Annotated in this window: 18 protein-coding genes; 13 read left to right on the top strand and 5 right to left on the bottom strand. The window is 44.7% G+C overall.

Annotation, left to right across the window (positions count from 1 at the left end; all coding sequences use genetic code 11):
• Window positions 1–131: 131 nt before the first annotated feature.
• From ABF86_RS09440 to ABF86_RS09425, 4 genes are all read left to right on the top strand, one after another.
• On the top strand, window positions 132–614 hold the full coding sequence (locus tag ABF86_RS09440) for a YbhB/YbcL family Raf kinase inhibitor-like protein (protein ID WP_074455753.1): 483 nt from the start codon (window positions 132–134) through the stop codon (window positions 612–614).
• A gap of 89 nt (window positions 615–703) precedes the next feature.
• The gene (locus tag ABF86_RS09435; RefSeq protein ID WP_011633390.1) at window positions 704–1,228 is read left to right on the top strand and encodes an adenine phosphoribosyltransferase; all 525 of its coding nucleotides are present in this window, start codon (window positions 704–706) and stop codon (window positions 1,226–1,228) included.
• Window positions 1,229–1,422: 194 nt separating this feature from the next.
• Entirely contained in the window at window positions 1,423–2,736 is a 1,314-nt protein-coding gene (serS, locus tag ABF86_RS09430) for a serine--tRNA ligase (protein ID WP_011633391.1), read from the top strand.
• 46 nt (window positions 2,737–2,782) lie between these two features.
• Complete coding sequence (locus ABF86_RS09425; protein WP_011633392.1) at window positions 2,783–3,469, top strand: DUF6781 family protein; 687 nt, start codon at window positions 2,783–2,785, stop codon at window positions 3,467–3,469.
• A 44-nt stretch (window positions 3,470–3,513) separates the two neighbouring features.
• Here the strand turns inward: ABF86_RS09425 and ABF86_RS09420 are convergent, their stop codons facing one another.
• The 5 genes from ABF86_RS09420 to ABF86_RS09400 are packed head-to-tail and all read right to left on the bottom strand — an operon-like array spanning window position 3,514 to window position 7,835.
• Complete coding sequence (locus ABF86_RS09420; protein WP_074455751.1) at window positions 3,514–4,224, bottom strand: 2,3-bisphosphoglycerate-dependent phosphoglycerate mutase; 711 nt, start codon at window positions 4,222–4,224, stop codon at window positions 3,514–3,516.
• A gap of 52 nt (window positions 4,225–4,276) precedes the next feature.
• On the bottom strand, window positions 4,277–5,344 hold the full coding sequence (locus tag ABF86_RS09415) for a fatty acid desaturase (RefSeq protein WP_074455750.1): 1,068 nt from the start codon (window positions 5,342–5,344) through the stop codon (window positions 4,277–4,279).
• A gap of 21 nt (window positions 5,345–5,365) precedes the next feature.
• On the bottom strand, window positions 5,366–5,803 hold the full coding sequence (locus ABF86_RS09410; protein WP_074455749.1) for an HIT family protein: 438 nt from the start codon (window positions 5,801–5,803) through the stop codon (window positions 5,366–5,368).
• A 21-nt stretch (window positions 5,804–5,824) separates the two neighbouring features.
• Window positions 5,825–6,631, bottom strand: a complete 807-nt coding sequence (locus tag ABF86_RS09405; RefSeq protein WP_074684649.1) for a phosphocholine cytidylyltransferase family protein — start codon at window positions 6,629–6,631, stop codon at window positions 5,825–5,827.
• Window positions 6,632–6,674: 43 nt separating this feature from the next.
• Complete coding sequence (locus ABF86_RS09400; protein WP_074455747.1) at window positions 6,675–7,835, bottom strand: cysteine desulfurase family protein; 1,161 nt, start codon at window positions 7,833–7,835, stop codon at window positions 6,675–6,677.
• A 615-nt stretch (window positions 7,836–8,450) separates the two neighbouring features.
• Here ABF86_RS09400 and ABF86_RS09395 point away from each other — a divergent pair.
• Genes ABF86_RS09395 through ABF86_RS09355 form a run of 9 tightly spaced genes read left to right on the top strand, consistent with a single transcriptional unit; the run spans window position 8,451 to window position 15,341 of the window.
• Complete coding sequence (locus ABF86_RS09395) at window positions 8,451–8,831, top strand: ATP synthase subunit I (RefSeq protein WP_011633398.1); 381 nt, start codon at window positions 8,451–8,453, stop codon at window positions 8,829–8,831.
• A gap of 31 nt (window positions 8,832–8,862) precedes the next feature.
• Window positions 8,863–9,672, top strand: coding sequence for a F0F1 ATP synthase subunit A (gene atpB / locus ABF86_RS09390; RefSeq protein ID WP_074684650.1), 810 nt, complete (start codon window positions 8,863–8,865; stop codon window positions 9,670–9,672).
• Window positions 9,673–9,715: 43 nt separating this feature from the next.
• Complete coding sequence (gene atpE, locus ABF86_RS09385) at window positions 9,716–9,988, top strand: F0F1 ATP synthase subunit C (protein WP_011633400.1); 273 nt, start codon at window positions 9,716–9,718, stop codon at window positions 9,986–9,988.
• Window positions 9,989–10,027: 39 nt separating this feature from the next.
• Window positions 10,028–10,501, top strand: a complete 474-nt coding sequence (locus tag ABF86_RS09380; protein ID WP_011633401.1) for a F0F1 ATP synthase subunit B — start codon at window positions 10,028–10,030, stop codon at window positions 10,499–10,501.
• Entirely contained in the window at window positions 10,502–11,038 is a 537-nt protein-coding gene (locus ABF86_RS09375) for a F0F1 ATP synthase subunit delta (RefSeq protein WP_074455746.1), read from the top strand.
• A 12-nt stretch (window positions 11,039–11,050) separates the two neighbouring features.
• Entirely contained in the window at window positions 11,051–12,592 is a 1,542-nt protein-coding gene (gene atpA, locus ABF86_RS09370; protein ID WP_074455745.1) for a F0F1 ATP synthase subunit alpha, read from the top strand.
• Between the two features lie 3 nt (window positions 12,593–12,595).
• The gene (atpG, locus tag ABF86_RS09365; RefSeq protein WP_074455744.1) at window positions 12,596–13,480 is read left to right on the top strand and encodes a F0F1 ATP synthase subunit gamma; all 885 of its coding nucleotides are present in this window, start codon (window positions 12,596–12,598) and stop codon (window positions 13,478–13,480) included.
• Between the two features lie 30 nt (window positions 13,481–13,510).
• Complete coding sequence (gene atpD / locus ABF86_RS09360; RefSeq protein ID WP_074455743.1) at window positions 13,511–14,893, top strand: F0F1 ATP synthase subunit beta; 1,383 nt, start codon at window positions 13,511–13,513, stop codon at window positions 14,891–14,893.
• A 25-nt stretch (window positions 14,894–14,918) separates the two neighbouring features.
• Window positions 14,919–15,341: a F0F1 ATP synthase subunit epsilon gene (locus ABF86_RS09355; protein WP_011633406.1), complete on the top strand. Its 423-nt coding sequence runs from the start codon at window positions 14,919–14,921 to the stop codon at window positions 15,339–15,341.
• The last annotated feature ends 119 nt before the right edge of the window (window positions 15,342–15,460 follow it).

Genomic DNA, 15,460 nt, shown 5'->3' with positions numbered 1-15,460 from the left:
TTAAATATGAAAGCATGCAGCATTGTGTTGCCCAAATATAGAGCTGCATGCCTGAATACCTGGATACTCGAAAAAAGTGGCGCAAGCTATGCGTAAGCATACTCCCAACCATTTTCTTACAATAAAAAATCATGGCACTCAGTTTGATATCCCCATCGTTTTCTCATCAAGGCCTAATTCCAGCAGATCATACCTGCGACGGTGAGGACTCTTCTCCGAAGCTCATCTGGACAGGAGTACCAGAAAATACGAAAAGCCTGGTTCTGATCGTTGATGACCCGGATGCACCTGATCCACAGGCACCCAAAATGACATGGGTACATTGGGTACTTTACAATATTCCAATTACGGTTGATAACCTGCCAGCACAAGTAACCGTAGATAGATTGCCTGCCGGTACTTTGGAAGGTATAAACGACTGGGGAAGAACTGGTTACGGCGGACCATGTCCACCAATCGGAACCCATCGCTATTTTCATAAGTTGTACGCTCTGGATACTATATTGCCCGATTTGAACCAACCAACCAAAGCTGTTCTGGAAAAAGCCATGCAAGGTCACATTATTGCTCAGGCTGAATTAATCGGACGATATTGCCGCCCAAGCAACGCCTGAAACACAAACAGCCAAGTTAAAAGCCAACAAACTGCATCATCCTGTCAATCCTGGCTGCTGACTCCGATACTGCTATCACTCTTGTTAATATGTCTATCAAATCACGTATCCGTACTATCCCACACTACCCTCGCGAAGGGATTATGTTCCGGGATATCACCACTCTTCTGAAAGATCCAGTCGGATTGCGTATAACTATTGATGAGATTGCCGAGCGTTATCGGGCTGAAAAAATCGACAAAGTTGTCGGAATAGAATCTCGTGGTTTTATCTTTGCCGCACCGGTTGCTTATGCGCTGGGGGCCGGATTTGTTCCCATCCGCAAGCAAGGTAAATTGCCGGCAGAAACCATCAGCTGTGATTACCAACTGGAATATGGTTACGATAAGATTGAAATCCATGCGGATGCAATCGATAAAGACGACCGTGTGCTAATGATCGATGATCTAATTGCAACAGGTGGAACGATGGAAGCAGCGATCAAGCTGGTTCAGGAGATGGGCGGAAAAATAATCGAATGCTGTTTTGTGATTGATTTACCTGGTGTCGGTGGAAGTACACGGCTGCGCCAACAAGACCATCCACTGTATTCTCTGTGCAGTTTTGATGATTGAATCTGCTGGCGGCATCCTCGTCTCTGGATTAAACACGTATACAGATATCTAATTTCTGTTCAAACAGAATCGTTGCAATGCTAATATCCGCAGCAGATTAGCCGCAATCCTGCCGGTTAAGATGCCGGAGCAACTTTCCACAATAACAAATTTTATATCGACCCAGCCTACTGGCTGCCGTGGAGTCCGTTCACATGTTAGATATCCAGCAATTACGTAGCGACCTACAAAATATTACTACTTGTCTAGCCCAAAGAGGTTACAACTTTCCTGTGTCCGATTTTGAGAATCTAGAAAGCCAACGTAAATCCATACAAACCCTGACTCAAACATTACAGGCAAAACGTAATTCAGCTTCTAAGCAAATTGGTATCGCCAAACAGCAGGGAGAAGATGTCAGTACGATCATGGCTGAAATAGCGAATATGGGAGATGCGTTAAAGCAGGCGGAAAATCAGTTCGAATCTATTCAAACCAAACTACAGCAATTGTTGATGGAAATTCCCAATCTGCCTCATAACAGCGTTCCGACAGGCAAGAATGCAGATGGCAATCTTGAAATAAGGCGCTGGGGAACGCCCAAGAATTTTGATTTTACAGTCAAGGATCATGTCAGCATCGGTGAGCATCTTGGGTTGATTGATTTTGAAACCGCGGCAAAGCTGAGCGGGGCACGCTTCTGCCTGCTGAAAGGCGGGGTGGCGCGGCTGCATCGCGCGCTGGCGCAATTTATGCTCGATGCCCATACGCAAGAAAATGGCTACAACGAGGTCTATGTGCCTTATCTAGTTAATGCGGACTGTTTGCGCGGAACTGGACAGCTACCCAAATTCGAACAAGATCTCTTTTCTGTACTGACCAACGCACAGGATGAAACAGATAATGTAGATAAAACAGGCATGGTTGGCCTGCACCTCATTCCTACTGCCGAAGTCCCTCTTGCCAATATCGTTCGCAATACGATTGTTCCTCTTGAGCAGCTTCCGCTTAAGTTTGTCGCTCATACTCCGTGTTTCCGTTCCGAGGCGGGAAGTTACGGTAAGGATACACGCGGATTAATCCGTCAGCATCAATTTGATAAGGTCGAACTGGTACAAATCACCCATCCGGAAAAATCTTACGAAGCATTGGAATCGCTGGTAGGTCATGCCGAGAAAATTCTCCAAAAGCTGGAGCTGCCTTATAGGATCATGTTGTTGTGTACAGGAGATATGGGATTCTCTGCCGCCAAGACTTACGACATTGAAGTATGGCTACCCGCACAACAAACCTACCGGGAGATATCATCGTGTAGTAATTGTGAAGCGTTCCAGGCGCGACGCATGCAAGCACGCTTCCGTAAGGGGCAAGATAAACCGGAACTGCTGCATACACTTAATGGCTCTGGACTAGCAGTAGGACGAACGCTGGTGGCCATCTTGGAAAATTATCAGAATGAAGATGGCAGTGTTACTATCCCGGAAATTTTGCAGACTTATATGGGCGGCATCAAGCGGATCAGCCTATAATGTATGCATGTTCGTCTGTATTAACTACTAGAAATGGAGGATTCTGATGCAAAATGACAATCATGATGCCACCCATACTGATAAGGATGTTACCCAACTTGCCGAAGAAGTCAGGAAAGCAATAGAGCAGGGTGGTGATGTGGAAAATGCTGTCAGAAATCTTACACTCAAGACTATGCACTCTAACGGTCTGGATATCGAATCCCTGAAACAGATAGCAACCGCTGTAATGGAAGGGGCTCAGGCTGGTGCGCAGCAGAAAATAACGCATGCCACAGGGCAATCTCAAACAGCGCGATCACAAATCACCCAGGCAGTCAGCGGACTAGATGGTGCTTTTGCTCAATTGGCCGGTGCTTCCAAGCTGGCTCTGGAAGAAGCAGCAGGAAAAGCAAAGCAGTTCTCCGACAGCGACCTGGCCAAAGCCCGGGCAGATTTGGAAGATCTGGAAGATGTATTTCTGGATACCCTGAAACAGACGGCTTCCGCCACACAGGGTTTGATTGCTGAAACACTGCAGGACCTGCTAACACATGCACAACATAATGGCACCGCTGTGGGCAGACAGATCAAAGATACGCTGGCAGTTTTGGCGCATCAAGTAGCTTCAGCCGGCCGGGCACAATTTGAAGCGGGCGTAAAACTCACTCAAATGACTGCAGATCTTCTGTACAAAATTTCTACCGGGGTCTTATCCGGCATCACCAGTCAAACTGATCGGGATAAAAAATAATCATTTCTCCGATCCAGAAAATCTGTCGAAAATTCTGGCGCGCCTCAACCTGGTAAATAATAACGGTTAACTGGGTTGAGCAAGCTATCCAGCTCGTAACAAAGCGGCTGACCTGTCGTAATTGATAAGCGCATCACCTGTGCGCCTGTCAATCCTTCCAATTGCATAACTAAAGTTCTTAAAAGCCCCTTGTGCGAGACAATTAGCAAACGTTTCCCCTGCCTGATTTCAGGGAGAATCGTTTGCTGCCAGAAGGGCTGTACGCGCACCAATGCTTGTTGCATACTTTCTGCCAGAGGTAACTGGGCATGATTAACTGCTGCATAGCGCTGCTGGCTGGCGGGTACACGAGGATCATTTGCCATCAGCAATGGAGGCACCGCATCAAAATGGAGCTGGCTTTTCAGTACCGGCCAGATACCAAATCTACGAATGGCAGCCCAAGGACGCATGCCCTCCAGTGCGCCGTAATGACGTTCATTCAGCCGCCAGCTCCGATGAACCGGGAGATGGCTCAGGCTCATTTCCGATTGTACAAAAGCGAGCGTATCTCGTGCGCGCTTTAGCTCCGAACAGAAACAGATATCAAAACTAAAACCTGCCTGCTTGAGACGCTGGCCTGCTCTTCTTGCTTCCTCCTCACCTTGCAAGCTGAGTGCAATATCACTCCAACCAGTAAAGTGCCTGTCTTTATTCCAGACACTTTTCCCATGGCGGAGCAATACCAGCCGGGTTAACTTTTCTGTTTTACTCACAAATATGATTGTAAATTTTTAGAGACAGTAAAAGTTACAAAAATATTAAACATCAATCCCGTACATTATTTTTCTTTACTGCCGCCGTAGATTCCTGCCAGATTTGCCTCAATGCAGACCACAATCCATTACGATTGGCTTGTAAAATCAATTGGTTATCACCAAATTCCTGTGCAAGCCTCTTTTGAGCCTTGCCGAGATTGTGGTAGGGCATGCTCATGAAAAGATGGTGTGTAGCGTGGTAACGCAGCCCGACCGGCGCCCATAATCCAGTCATAAAATTACCGGGGACATTGATGGAATCAAGATACTGCTCAACCAGTGTCAGATGATAATCACCTCTATGACGATACGCATGGGCAGCCAGAGTGCGCAGTGAATTCAGGATAAAAATTGCGACAGCAACCACATACCAGAGCACCAATACCTGCCAGGATAACTTCCCCAATATCACACTGGCTACGACAATTACTGCAAACAAAAATGTCGCCAGCTCCTGCAGCTGCCAATGATGATCGTTACGTACAGCATTTGCTCGACGAATATAGGCTGGATTAATTGTTAGCGAAGAAGCACGCTCCCAGATAATTTTCCGCAAGGGTGGAATCAGATACGAAATTGGAGTCAGCAACAAAAACCGCATCACCAGCAGTAGCGGCAGAATCAGTGAAAGCAGTACATAACCTACTAACCCTACCGGATGTTGAGTGGCAAAGGGAAGATATTCCCCATCTTCAGAGGTGCCATAGATAGCCGGTTTATGATGATCATAATGCACGCCGTCATAGGTAAAAGACGGGATCATAAATGGAATGCCACAAGTCAGATTCCACACCAGTCGGAACATTTTGAACGTTCCTCGCTCAAGATGGGCAAGCTCATGGATGAAAATTGCAGCACGATAAAAGGCAAATATCGCTACCCAACAAGAAAGTATTTGCCAGATGGAAAACCATGACATGTGGAATGCCGTCGCGAAAGCTGCCCATCCCAGCATGATGTGAAACAGAAAATCTGACCAGTAAATTCCAGGATCAGGCGTCATTAGGTCACGCACCAATGCACGCGCCTCATATAAGGGAAAATTGACTTGTATCGTATTATCGTTATCAGCAGCCATGAGGGAAAATATTTTTCAAATTTATCCCCAGTTAGAAATCAGGTGTTTGATTATCAGCTGGTTTATATCTGGATTGGTTCCGTTAATTTTGCTGAAATCAGGCATACCGGGCCAACCAGCGTCAAAAAAAGTTTTACCAGCAAATTCTCTGGCTTGTGCATAACGAGGAATAACGTGAAAATGGACATCAGGGTCAACCATCATCAACATCAGGTAATTCAATTTGTCATACTGAAAGGCTTTTCTTAAAGCAACGTCAATCTTGCCAGTCACAATTTTCAGTTCAGTAAAACTGGCACTGCTCAACGCAGAAAAACTTTGTACCGGTTCATGCGCAATCAAAACCAAAGCACCCAAGGTCAACTGGGCTGGACGCAACAGCACGCTCCAATACTGAAACTGGCAAATAACTGTGTCTGGCGCGCCAAACTTCTGCATGGTGCCATTAAATATTTTCATACTCACTATCTTTTCTCCAGATCAGCCTGGTGCCTGCAGGAACTGATCAGATTGCGATTGATCTGCAGCAATCTCCACACAAGAGAAGTAGTTTCTCGCCCTCTGTAAATCCTGAATAAAGTCAATTTCACACCAGTGATTACCAACAACCGAGTGGCTACTTACTATACCTTGTTTAGCTAACGCACTGATAATAGCCAGATACCACGATCCAAGTTTCTCCGGTTCGCGTAATGCCTGCTCCACTGCATTACGGAAAAGCCGCGCACCTTGCCCGTTGAAACGAATCAGTCCAATTGATTCTGCATTGGTTTCCTCTACAGACAGTTTCTTGCTGACCTGTTTCACTTGGCCTAGCAGATCAAGCTGAACCTTCATGTCATCGTCATCAAATTTTTCTTTAAAATCAATGCATAAAGTGATTGGTGCTATTTGTGTGCGCAACACACCTGACAGCAAATTATCTTCCAGCAGCGTATCACCATTCAGTAATAGAAATCCGGTATTCATCTCTTCACGTGCAATCCAGCAACTGGCCAGATTATCCGCTACTTCGTAGAAAGGATTAAACACAACCCGAATATTAGAATGATTCGGATAGCGTTCGGCTAACAGCATTTCCACTTTGCCAATTTGGAAGCCGGCGACGATTACGATTTCCTGGATACCATTGGCCAGCAAGGTATCAATCTGCCAAACAATCACCGGTTTGCCTGAAACTGGCAACAGGCATTTAGGAGTATCTTCAGTCAAGGGTAATAATCGTCTGCCCTGCCCGGCACTCAGAATGATCGCCTTACCCGGAAAATCATCAATTTGATCAGTCATTTTTATATCCGGCTCTATTCAATTACGGGTTCTTTCGATATATTCACACATTTAGCAGTACGCTCATTTTTCTCAATTCATCCGCTATATGCCTGATAGCAGAAAGAAAAGCGTCAACTTCTTCAATTGTATTATCTGGCCCCAGACTTGCCCTTACCGCACATCGCGCCAGAATAGTTGGTACATTCATGGCTTCCAGTACATGACTTTTACCGGGTACAGTACTGGAACAGGCAGCGCCACTGGCAACTGCAAATCCTCTTTTATCCAGGCGAACAACTAAGGTATCGCCTTCTATATCTGGCAATGCAAAATAACAGGTATTAGGCAAGCGAGAAGCATCCAATCCAAATACCGTAGCACCCATCGCCAGCAAACCATGCTCCAGATGATCACGCAACTTCACCGTGTGTGCCATTGATTCAGTTAGCCTGGATATAGCAAGTTCACAAGCAGCACCAAATCCGACAATAGCTGGCACATTCTCGGTACCGGAGCGCAGCCCATCTTCATGGCCGCCTCCGTAAATGAGCGGTTTAAGTGGTAGACGCGCATCAATAATCAGCGCTGCAGCCCCCTTGGGCCCGCAAATTTTATGTGCAGACAACGTCATGGCATGTATGCCAAGTTCATCAAAATTTACCGGAACTTTACCAAATGCCTGCACTGCATCGGTATGCATCCAAGTACCCTGTGCCTTTGCAGCCTCAGCAATGGAAGTAACATCCTGAATCACACCAGTTTCATTATTTGCCAGCATTACTGAAACCATGGCTGGTTTTTCTGCAACCAGCATTTCCGTTGCTTCATCCGTATTTACCTGTCCTGCAGCATCCACTGACAGATAATGCAGTTGCCATTTCTCACCGTTTTTTCTTGTCAGTGCCTGCGCGGTACGCATGACGCATGGATGCTCAATTGCACTTACAATCAGTGCGGAAGGCTTCAGGCTATCTGCTACACCGCGAATAAACAAGTTATTTGCCTCAGAACCACCACTGGTAAAAATGACCTGTGCAGGCCGAGCTCCTACCGCCTGAGCCACCTGTTCACGCGCCTGATCAATTGCTCGGCGTGCAGCCAATCCAAGGGAATGACTGCTAGACGCATTACCATAATGTTCACGGAAGTAAGGCAGCATCGCTGTCAGCACTGCATCATCCACTTTAGTAGTGGCATTATGATCAAAATAAACTTGAGTCATGAGATGTAAGAATCGGTTAGTACACCGGATAGCTTGTATCCGGCAAACTCCTGATATAGAAATCAATAAAGAACGAGTATAGTCAAATTTGTGGACTGCGGATACGATCTTTCAAATATCTGCCTCAAATTAACTGGCAACAGATAAATCACTCGATGGTGCAATCACAAGATACCTGCCCAGAGGGTGATGCATCTAATTTGTACGGTGGCAAGAAAAGAAGAGGTGTTTTTGGCGTATCTTATAGCAAGCAAGCAAGCAAGCAAGCAAGCAAGCAAGCAAGCAAGCAAGCAACGCCATGCCAGTGGATAAAGCGATGGTGGGTATTCTCCCGTAGTCCGGCGGTAAATCCCTCCCTATGCCCCTTCTCTGCCCGGTAAATGCTCATCAAGTAGCAACCAGCTTATTTGAAATATCATGCCTGCGATGGGGTTGTGTTGTATGAGATCCTTTTAAAAATAAAAGAATCTCATATTTTCAATCTCGTGACTACGCCATCTAAGTTAAAATCGACATTTCTCATTCGCGTTGACTGGGTAGGGTGATCAGGGTAGAATCGCCGCACTTTTTTAGGGACATTTCACTTTTTAATTTTTCGACGTATCCGCTTGGATTATGTTTCTGATTAAGCACAGACCGCTTGGTATTGTTCTGCTCTGGCAACTGACATTTGCATTTGTGGTGGCGATTGTTTGTGGTTTGTTGTCAGGTGTAAGTGGCGCATTCTCTGGTTTTTTTGGTGTATTAGTCAGCGTAATTGCAGGAGGTGCTTACGCAGTTTTGGTATCCAGGCACAGCGGATATTCTGCAGGTGATGTTTTACGCACGGCACTTCGTGCGGAAGCTGTGAAAATATTTTTAATAGTAATGCTGTTATGGATCGTGTTTGCAGCATATAAAGATTTGAAGCCTGTTATATTTATTGGTTCGTTTACTGTTGCTGTATTGATGTCAAGCATGGCAGTGTTTGTTTCAGAAAAGCCTCCTGTTAAATGAACATATCAAATAACGTAATAAAGGTAAGTAGATGTCAACTGAAGCTGAGTTAAACCCAACATCGTACATACAGCATCACTTAACACATATGACGATGAGCATCGGAGAGGGTTCATTCTGGGTTTTGCATGTGGATACACTGGTGATGTCATTGATACTTGGCGTGATCAGTCTTGGTTTTATTTGGATGGTTGTTAGGAAAGCTACGTCGGGAGTCCCCGGTAAAACACAGGCTTTTGTTGAGTTGTTGATAGAATTTATAGATGATCAGGTAAAAAATACATTTCACGGAAATCGTCATGCCTTTGTTGCCCCGGCGGCGTTAACAATTTTTGTCTGGGTTCTTCTGTTAAATTCCATGGATTTTTTGCCTGTCGATATTATGGCGTGGATTTACGAGCACTTGTTCGGTCTGCATAACTGGCGAGGTGTGCCGACGGCAGATGTTAATACAACTTTTGCACTTGCGCTTTCTATCTGGGTGCTAACAATTTACTTCAGCATCAAAGTAAAGGGTTTTGGAGGGTGGATTAAAGAGTTGTTTTGCGCCCCTTTCGGCAAGAATCCTATATTGTGGCCGTTTAATTTGTTGTTGAATCTGATTGAATACATCTCAAAGCCTTTATCTCATTCTTTGCGACTTTTTGGGAACATGTATGCGGGTGAGATTATTTTTATGTTGCTCGGTATGTGGGCGGCAACAGGGATCGCCGGTACAATTTTTGGAGCTGTCCTTGGTGTTGGTTGGGCAATTTTTCACATACTGATCGTGGTGTTGCATGCGTTTATATTTATGATACTGGCTGTGGTTTATCTTTCCATGGCGCATGAATCACATTGATTTAAAAGTTTTTTTGTTATTAACTTGAACTAAAGGGAAAAATATGGATAACGTTCAATTTCTTGCAATGATTCAGGCGTATACCGGAATTGGTATTGGATTAATGATTGGTTTGGGTGCAGCGGGTGCGTGTATTGGTGTGGGTGTGATGTGCGGCCGATTTTTGGAAGGTGCTGCTCGTCAGCCTGAAATGATTCCTACCTTGCAGGGTAAGGTGTTTTTGTTGCTGGGATTGACTGATGCTTCATTTATTATTGCCGTAGGTTTAGCAATGCTTTTTGCATTTGGTAACCCATTGTTAGCTGTTGTTCAGTAAATTATTGAATTAGTTGCCGAATGTAAATAAGGGGCTGTTATGAATATAAATTTCACATTGGTCTCGCAAGCGATAGCTTTTTCCATATTTATATGGTTTACCACAAAATTTGTGTGGCCGTATTTGTTGCGTGCTATTGAAGAGCGTCAGCAGAAAATAGCGGATGGCTTGGCAGCAGGTGAGCGTGGTAAGAAGGAATTGGAGCTTGCCAGCCAGCGTTCATCAGAGGTATTGAAAGAAGCCAAGCAGCGTGCGGGTGAGATCGTTATTCAGGCGGAAAAAAGAGCTTCTGACATCATAGAAGAAGCTAAAAAGAATGCTCGAGTTGAGGGTGAAAAAATTCTAGCCGGAGCTAAAGCGGAAATTCAGCATGAGATTTTTAGTGCGCGTGAATCATTGCGTCAACAGGTGGCGGGGTTGGCAGTGCAAGGTGCTTCAAAAATTCTACGTCGTGAAGTAAATGCCAAGGCTCATGCTGATCTACTGGCATCAATAGAGACAGAGTTAAAATAAATGGCTGAAGCGATAACAATTGCACGACCGTATGCAGAGGCAGTTTTCAGACTTGCTCAAGGAAGTGAATCTTTGTCACTCTGGTCGGAGATGCTTGGGATTGTCAGCTCTGTTATTCAGGAATCTCAGGTAAATGCTTTAATCGGTAACCCACAAATCCCATCAATAAAACTGCGTGAAATCGTTTTCAGTATTTGTGATAAAGAACTAAATGAAGATGGAAGGCGTTTAATTTCATTGTTGATTGAAAATGGACGGCTACTTGTATTGCCGCAGATAAGCGAGCTGTATGAGCAGCTTAAGGCGCAACATGAGAGTGTGCTTGAAGCGGAAATAGTATCAGCATTTCCTCTTGAATCGTATCAGCTGGAAAAGCTCATATCGGTTCTGGAGGCAAAATTTCAGCATAAAGTAAAGGCTCAGGTAAGTGTGGATAGTGGGCTTATTGGTGGCGTAAAAATTGAAATCGGTGACCAGGTGATTGACAGTTCTGTGTCCGGAAAGCTGGAAGCTATGGCGGCGACTCTCAAAAGCTAGGAGTGATATAAAATGCAGTTAAATCCATCAGAAATCAGTGAATTAATCAAGAGTAAAATTGAAGGCCTTTCTGTTACATCGGAATTTCGTACACAAGGAACTATTGTATCGTTAACGGATGGTATCGTTCGAGTGCACGGTCTTTCTGACGTAATGCAAGGCGAGATGCTGGAGTTTCCGGGTGGGACGTATGGCCTGGCGTTAAATTTGGAGCGTGATTCGGTTGGTGCGGTTATCTTAGGTGCTTACGAACATCTTACGGAAGGGGATATCGTAAAATGTACTGGCAGAGTTCTTGAGGTTCCTGTAGGAGAGGCTTTGCTGGGTCGTGTCGTAAATGCTTTAGGGCAGCCGATTGATGGTAAAGGACCTATAGCTGCACAGGGAATGGAACCAATAGAGAAAATTGCTCCTGGCGTCATATCACGTAAATCAGTTGATCAACCAATGCAAACTGGCTTGAAATCGGTTGATTCAATGGTTCCGATCGGAAGAGGGCAGCGTGAGTTGATCATTGGAGATCGGCAGACAGGTAAAACAGCAGTTGCAATTGATGCGATCATTAATCAAAAAGGTGAAGATATGATCTGCATCTATGTTGCAATAGGTCAGAAAGCCTCATCAATTGCAAACGTGGTGCGTAAACTGGAAGAAGTTGGTGCCATGGCATATACCATTGTGGTAGTGGCTTCTGCTTCTGAATCAGCAGCTATGCAGTATATTGCACCTTATTCTGGCTGTACCATGGGTGAATATTTTCGTGACAAGGGGCAAGATGCGCTGATTGTCTATGATGACCTAACTAAGCAGGCATGGGCTTATCGTCAGATTTCTTTGTTGTTGCGCCGACCTCCTGGTCGTGAGGCTTATCCGGGAGATGTTTTCTATCTTCACTCTCGTTTATTAGAAAGAGCAGCAAGAGTGAATGCTGATTATGTTGAAAAAGCTACTGGTGGAAAAGTAAAAGGAAAAACAGGATCGCTAACCGCGTTACCTATTATTGAAACTCAAGCAGGTGACGTAACGGCATTTGTACCTACTAACGTAATTTCAATTACGGATGGTCAGATATTCCTTGAGTCTGATTTATTTAATGCAGGTATACGGCCGGCAATCAATGCTGGTGTTTCGGTTTCCAGAGTCGGGGGCGCTGCTCAGACCAAGGTCATCAAAAAACTAGGCGGTGGTATTCGTTTGGCTTTGGCGCAATATCGTGAACTTGCTGCTTTTGCACAGTTTGCTTCTGATCTTGATGAGGCCACACGTAAGCAACTGGAGCGTGGAAAAATGGCTACCGAGTTAATGAAGCAGGCGCAGTACGCTACATTAAAAGTTTCAGAGATGGCATTAACACTGTTTGCGTTAAATAAAGGTTATTTTGATGATGTTGACATTAAGCGCGCTCTTGCTTTTGAGTCTGCATTAAAAAGCCATGTTCGTAGTCATCATGCTGCAATACTGGATAAGATCGAGACAACCAAGGAGCTTGACGCTGAAACAGAAAAGGCGTTAGAAGCAGCTATTCAGGAATTTAAGCAGAACGGGATATACTAACCCATGGCAAGCAGCAGAGAAATACGAAACAAAATCAAGAGTATTAAAAATACGCAAAAGATTACGCGTGCGATGGAAATGGTTGCTGCCTCCAAGATGAGAAAAGCACAGGATCGCATGAAAAAGGCGCGTCCTTATGGCGAAAAGATTCGTAATGTGGCCGCACATATGAGCAAGGCGAGTGTTGAGTATCGTCACCCTTTTCTGATTGACCGTAATTCTGTTAAAAGAGTAGGAATTATTGTTGTGACATCAGATAAAGGGTTATGTGGCGGGCTGAATACTAATGTATTACGTAGAGCTCTCAATGAAATACGAGTTTGGGGAGCCGAAGGCGAGCAAATAGAAGTTTGCTGCATAGGTAACAAAGGTTTGGGGTTCATGAGTCGTCTCGGTGTCCAGGTGATTTCACAGGTTACTGGTTTAGGTGATGCACCTAATATGGAAAAATTGATAGGCGCAGTTAAGGTTGTCTTGGATGCTTATACTACTGACCATTTTGACAGGGTATATATTTTCTATAACCGTTTTGTCAACACTATGAAACAAATACCGGTTATGGAGCAACTTCTCCCGCTGACTGACGAGCATATGAGGGATGATAGTAATGAAGCCAAGCCTGCTCGCGCTCCATGGGATTATATTTATGAACCTGAAGCTAAACCTGTTATTGACGATATTATGATCAGGTATATAGAGGCACTCGTATATCAGGCAGTTGCTGAAAATATGGCTTCCGAGCAATCAGCAAGGATGGTTGCTATGAAAGCAGCCTCCGATAATGCTGGTAATCTAATTGACGAACTGACACTCATTTATAACAAATCTCGTCAGGCAGCTATTACCAAAGAACTTTCAGAAATCGTCGGTGGAGCAGCGGCTGTTTAAGTATTGTAAATTTGTATTTAGGGAAAAGTGATGAGCCATCAAGGAAAGGTCGTTCAATGCATTGGCGCGGTAATCGACGTAGAATTTGCATCAGAGGGAATACCAAAAGTATATGACGCTCTGGTAATGGAAGGGTCGGAGTTAACATTGGAAGTACAGCAGCAGTTGGGAGATGGCGTTGTCAGAACCATTGCACTTGGATCGTCAGATGGTCTGAGGCGAGGGATGATGGTTACCAATACACAAAAGCAGATATCGGTTCCTGTTGGTACCAAGACGCTGGGGCGCATTATGGATGTTCTCGGTAGGCCCATTGATGAAATGGGAGAAATTGGTGCAGAATCATTCATGCCCATTCATCGGACTGCCCCTGCTTTTGATGAACTGTCAGCCTCGACGGAGCTGCTGGAAACTGGAATCAAAGTTATTGATTTGATTTGTCCTTTTGCCAAGGGAGGCAAGGTTGGGCTTTTCGGCGGTGCTGGTGTAGGAAAAACTGTCAACATGATGGAGCTTATCCGTAATATCGCAATTGAGCATAGCGGATACTCGGTATTCGCTGGTGTGGGCGAGAGGACACGGGAAGGAAACGATTTCTATCATGAAATGAAAGATTCCAATGTATTGGACAAGGTGGCATTAGTTTATGGACAGATGAACGAGCCACCTGGAAACCGTTTACGTGTTGCGCTAACAGGTTTGACAATGGCTGAAGCATTTCGCGATGAAGGGCGTGATGTCTTATTCTTTGTAGACAATATTTATCGTTACACTCTGGCGGGGACGGAGGTTTCTGCATTATTAGGGCGTATGCCATCTGCAGTTGGATATCAGCCGACACTTGCAGAAGAAATGGGGCGTTTACAGGAAAGAATTACTTCTTCTAAAACGGGTTCAATTACGTCAATTCAGGCTGTATATGTACCGGCTGATGACTTGACCGATCCGTCTCCGGCAACGACGTTTGGTCACCTTGACGCTACTGTAGTGTTGTCGAGGGATATCGCTTCTCTTGGGATTTATCCTGCTGTTGATCCACTCGATTCGACTTCACGTCAATTAGATCCCCTGGTTGTTGGCGAAGATCACTACAACACAGCGCGTGAAGTTCAGCAGACATTACAGCGTTACAAAGAGCTGCGTGACATCATTGCTATTTTAGGTATGGATGAACTTTCACCAGAAGATAAATTATCGGTTAGTCGCGCACGAAAAATACAAAGATTCCTGTCGCAGCCATTTTTTGTTGCCGAAGTCTTTACAGGCTCACCCGGGAAATATGTTTCATTAAAAGAAACCATTAAGGGCTTCAAAGGAATTATTAATGGTGAGTATGATGATATTCCCGAACAGGCTTTTTACATGGTGGGCGGAATTGAAGAAGTGCTAGAGAAGGCTAAATCATTCCAATAATAAATATCTATTTTATAGGTAATCAATGGGTACGATATTCCACTTGGATATAGTGAGTGCAGAAGAATCGATTTATTCTGGACCTGCAGAATTCATTGTTGCTCCGGCAGTGATGGGGGAGGTAGGAATATATCCTCAGCATACCCCTATGCTTACTCGTATCAAATCAGGTGTGGTACGAGTAAAGGCACCACTTCAAGATGATGAAGAAATTTATGTTTCGGGTGGTATGCTTGAAGTACAGCCCGATGTTGTAACAATTCTGGCAGATACCGCTGTGCGGGGGCAGGACTTAGATGAAGCCAAAGCCTTGGAGGCGAAGCGCAAAGCAGAAGAAATCATGAAAAATAAGACTTCTGATATTGAATATGCACGGGCACAAGCTGAATTAATTGAAGCAACAGCCCAGCTGGCAGCTATTCGGAAGCTAAGAAAAAGGAGACACTAGAGTTATCTAATTAGTGTTCAATGGTAATGTGTTTATAAAAAAGGGCGATTCATAATCGCCTTTTTTTATAAACAGAAGGTATTTTGTTAGCTGTCTTATTTATTCCACCCTTTCCCTTT

Origin of the sequence: Nitrosomonas sp. GH22 (assembly GCF_009833115.1) — a bacterium.
Lineage (GTDB): Bacteria > Pseudomonadota > Gammaproteobacteria > Burkholderiales > Nitrosomonadaceae > Nitrosomonas > Nitrosomonas eutropha.
This window is presented reverse-complemented; position numbering and strand designations above follow the sequence as displayed.

Coding starts and splice junctions, on each gene's coding strand:
- ABF86_RS09410 (WP_074455749.1), bottom strand. CDS start 5,803: ATGAAAATATTTAATGGCACCATGCAGAAGTTTGGCGCGCCAGACACA.
- ABF86_RS09425 (WP_011633392.1), top strand. CDS start 2,783: ATGCAAAATGACAATCATGATGCCACCCATACTGATAAGGATGTTACC.
- serS (WP_011633391.1), top strand. CDS start 1,423: ATGTTAGATATCCAGCAATTACGTAGCGACCTACAAAATATTACTACT.
- ABF86_RS09405 (WP_074684649.1), bottom strand. CDS start 6,631: ATGACTGATCAAATTGATGATTTTCCGGGTAAGGCGATCATTCTGAGT.
- atpE (WP_011633400.1), top strand. CDS start 9,716: ATGGATAACGTTCAATTTCTTGCAATGATTCAGGCGTATACCGGAATT.
- atpA (WP_074455745.1), top strand. CDS start 11,051: ATGCAGTTAAATCCATCAGAAATCAGTGAATTAATCAAGAGTAAAATT.
- ABF86_RS09380 (WP_011633401.1), top strand. CDS start 10,028: ATGAATATAAATTTCACATTGGTCTCGCAAGCGATAGCTTTTTCCATA.
- ABF86_RS09355 (WP_011633406.1), top strand. CDS start 14,919: ATGGGTACGATATTCCACTTGGATATAGTGAGTGCAGAAGAATCGATT.
- ABF86_RS09440 (WP_074455753.1), top strand. CDS start 132: ATGGCACTCAGTTTGATATCCCCATCGTTTTCTCATCAAGGCCTAATT.
- atpG (WP_074455744.1), top strand. CDS start 12,596: ATGGCAAGCAGCAGAGAAATACGAAACAAAATCAAGAGTATTAAAAAT.
- ABF86_RS09415 (WP_074455750.1), bottom strand. CDS start 5,344: ATGGCTGCTGATAACGATAATACGATACAAGTCAATTTTCCCTTATAT.
- ABF86_RS09435 (WP_011633390.1), top strand. CDS start 704: ATGTCTATCAAATCACGTATCCGTACTATCCCACACTACCCTCGCGAA.
- ABF86_RS09395 (WP_011633398.1), top strand. CDS start 8,451: ATGTTTCTGATTAAGCACAGACCGCTTGGTATTGTTCTGCTCTGGCAA.
- ABF86_RS09375 (WP_074455746.1), top strand. CDS start 10,502: ATGGCTGAAGCGATAACAATTGCACGACCGTATGCAGAGGCAGTTTTC.
- atpB (WP_074684650.1), top strand. CDS start 8,863: ATGTCAACTGAAGCTGAGTTAAACCCAACATCGTACATACAGCATCAC.
- ABF86_RS09400 (WP_074455747.1), bottom strand. CDS start 7,835: ATGACTCAAGTTTATTTTGATCATAATGCCACTACTAAAGTGGATGAT.
- atpD (WP_074455743.1), top strand. CDS start 13,511: ATGAGCCATCAAGGAAAGGTCGTTCAATGCATTGGCGCGGTAATCGAC.